This window comes from Pseudomonas sp. P4_C3, assembly GCF_056402075.1.
This window is the reverse complement of record NZ_JBFUIC010000425.1, coordinates 1-3,000: the sequence shown is the minus strand read 5'-3', so window position 1 is coordinate 3,000 and position 3,000 is coordinate 1. Positions and strand designations below refer to the sequence as shown.

Here is a 3,000-nt window from a genome sequence, read left to right as displayed (position 1 = left end):
TTGCCGCGCTTGAAATGACAGACAAGATTAAACTTCTTGGCGCGAGAAATGACATTCCTGCTTTATTAAGTGCTTCAGATGTTTTCGTTTTGTCATCAGCATATGAAGGGTTTCCGTTAGTCGTAGGGGAAGCGATGGCGTGCGAAAGGGTCGTGGTCGCCACAAATTGCGGGGGGCCAAAAGAGTTTTTAGGTGACTGTGGATTCATTATTCCGCCTGCTGACGCTCAAGCTTTGGCCCGTGGCCTTGAACAGGCCATTTTACTATCTAAAGACGAAAAAGAAATAGCCGGTAAGGCGGCAAGACAAAGAGTTATTTCATATTTTTCATTAAACGCAGCCGTTGCTGAATGGAAAAAACTCTACCGGACTGTATCACTTAAGACCAAGAGCGCTTAATTTTATAAAACAGTTCAGCGGCAGCAAGAGAGTACCGAAAAGCCATCATCAATATCGAGTTATTTAAATGCGCATAATACATATTACTGAAGCGCTTGGCGGCGGCGTCCTCAATATAATCCAGCAATTAGCTGCTCTCCAAACTGCCGATGGCCACGCAGTGACCATCATTCACTCTGTGCGTCCAGATACACCGACCTCATTGCAGCTAGCGGATTTATTTCTCGCTCCGATAGAGCGTTTTGAGTTGACGATGGTGACCAATATTTCACCATTCAAGGACATATTAGCGCTAATCAAAATATTTAAGCTAATACGTAAAATAAAGCCTGATGTAATTCACCTACACTCATCCAAGGCAGGTGTGCTAGGTCGTATTGCTTGCCGATTCGCAGGGAGATCAAACTCTTGCTTCTATACGCCTCACGGCTTTTCTTTCCTGCGAAAGGATATAAGTAAAAACAAACGCCATGTTTTCTCATTAATTGAAAGACTAAGCTCCTATTTTGGCGGCACAACAGTAGCCTGCTCTCAGAGCGAGCTTGAGCATGCTATAAAAGGTGCAGGGCAGAAAAAATCTTTATTGGTCGAGAACAGTATCCCCTTGGACCTCGTAAAGCATGCCACTGGTGGTGGTGGTGGTACCAGTTGTTTGATCAGCACCTCTGGTCGTCTGTGTTACCCGAAAAACCCATCCGCTTTTCGTGACCTTGCGCTGAAACTAAAAAACGACTCCGCACGCTTCCTTTGGATTGGCGGTGGTGAACTGGAAAATGAGTTACTCGTAGATGGAGTACTACCTGAAAATCTGAATGTCACCGGCTGGGTATCCAGGGATCAAGTTGCTGATTTTCTCAGAGCATCCGATTTATTTGTAATGACTTCATTATGGGAAGGCATGCCATTGTCTTTGATGGAGGCGCAAGCATCAGGTTTACCAGCTGTTGTCCCAGATGTTGAGGGATGCAGAGATGTTGTGGTTGATGGTGTAACCGGTTTTGTTTGTAAGACGGCAGACGATATGGCCAAAAAAACCCAACGGCTCATATCCGATATGGAATTACGAAAAAAAATGGGTAAAGCAGCCCGAGAGAAAGCCTTACAGCGTTTTGCCCCAGAGCGTATGCACAGTGAAATGCTACTGGCCTACACATCTACTCAAAATTCATTAGTTCGAGGCTCGGCGGCATGACTTACAAAATCTTGGTGACCGGCGGTGCCGGCTATATCGGCTCCCACACCACCTTGGCCCTGCTCGAGGCCGGCTACGAGGTGGTGGTGCTGGACAACCTTTGCAACAGCTCACCGGAGTCGCTGTCGCGGGTCGCACGGATTTGCGGCAAGGCGCCTTTGTTCATTCAGGGCGATATCCGTGACCACGCCTTGCTGGATGAGTTGTTCATCTCGCAGAGGATCAGCGCGGTATTACATTTCGCCGGTTTGAAATCGGTGGGGGAAAGTGTCCGCAAACCACTCGACTACTATGACAACAATGTCGCAGGCAGTGTCACCTTGTGCCAGGCAATGGCCAACGCCGGAGTTTACAATTTGGTGTTCAGCTCTTCCGCCACGGTGTATGGCGAGCCGACGCAGATGCCGATCCGGGAGGATTTCCCCACTGGCGTGCCGACCAATCCCTATGGTCGCTCCAAGCTGATGGTCGAGGATCTGTTGCAGGATCTGGCGAAATCGGACCCGCGGTGGAGCGTTGCCCTGCTCCGCTACTTTAACCCGGTGGGCGCGCACCAAAGCGGGCTGATTGGCGAAGATCCCAATGGCCTGCCGAATAACCTCCTGCCCTATGTTAGCCAGGTGGCCATTGGCAAGCTCAAGCAGCTATCCGTGTTCGGCGCCGATTATCCGACGCAGGATGGTACCGGGGTACGCGACTACATCCACGTGCAGGATCTGGCCGACGGGCATTTGAGTGCGCTACGGACAATCCTCCAAAAAACCGGGGTAAACATCTGGAACCTGGGCACCGGTATCGGTTACAGCGTGCTGGAAATGATTCGGGCATTCGAGCAGGCCAGTGACCGAGCCGTGCCTTACAAATTGGTTGAGCGTCGCCCCGGTGATATTGCCGAGTGCTGGGCCGACCCCACAAAAGCCGCCAATGAATTGAACTGGAAGGCCAAGCGCGGGTTGCCGGAAATGATGACCGACACTTGGCGTTGGCAAGCTGCTAACCCGCAAGGTTATGGCCAGTAGCATCGTTCGTATGGCGTAGCAATCAGGCGCGAACATGACATCCGCACCACATACCCAATAACAATTGTTAGAAACAGCGAGTGCGTTAGAAAACGTCAGACCTGTTAGACATCCTACACAGGTATTCTTGAGGCAATAATCGCAAGATAAATCTCACTGAGGAATGACCCAGAGGTCAACTCTCATCGAGTTCGAATCAATACTATCCTTAACGTTACTGGACGCTCAGAGTTTTTGGCCTCGCACGCTCGCTTCTTAGTTTCACCGCCAATACCGACGATGCATCAAAAAGGAATCTACCATGACCAAACTACTTGCTTCCGCCCTAATGCTTTCTTTAAGTGCCTCCGTTTTCGCCGCTGAGCCTTCCACAGGGTCTTCTGCTCCAGGC

Annotated in this window: 3 protein-coding genes; all 3 read left to right on the top strand. The window is 50.1% G+C overall.

Annotated elements, in window-relative coordinates; all coding sequences use genetic code 11:
• Positions 1-398: glycosyltransferase (locus AC1DVH_RS28820; protein WP_477756641.1), on the top strand; the 398-nt coding region annotated here is incomplete at its 5' end.
• Positions 399-465: 67 nt separating this feature from the next.
• Positions 466-1,590: a glycosyltransferase family 4 protein gene (locus tag AC1DVH_RS28815; protein WP_477756640.1), complete on the top strand. Its 1,125-nt coding sequence runs from the start codon at positions 466-468 to the stop codon at positions 1,588-1,590.
• On the top strand, positions 1,587-2,609 hold the full coding sequence (galE, locus tag AC1DVH_RS28810) for a UDP-glucose 4-epimerase GalE (protein WP_477756639.1): 1,023 nt from the start codon (positions 1,587-1,589) through the stop codon (positions 2,607-2,609). Before AC1DVH_RS28815 ends, galE begins: the two co-directional genes overlap by 4 nt.
• Positions 2,610-3,000 lie beyond the last annotated feature (391 nt).

Excerpts from the sequence above, each read along its gene's own strand:
- AC1DVH_RS28815 (WP_477756640.1), top strand. The coding sequence starts at position 466 with ATGCGCATAATACATATTACTGAAGCGCTTGGCGGCGGCGTCCTCAAT.
- galE (WP_477756639.1), top strand. The coding sequence starts at position 1,587 with ATGACTTACAAAATCTTGGTGACCGGCGGTGCCGGCTATATCGGCTCC.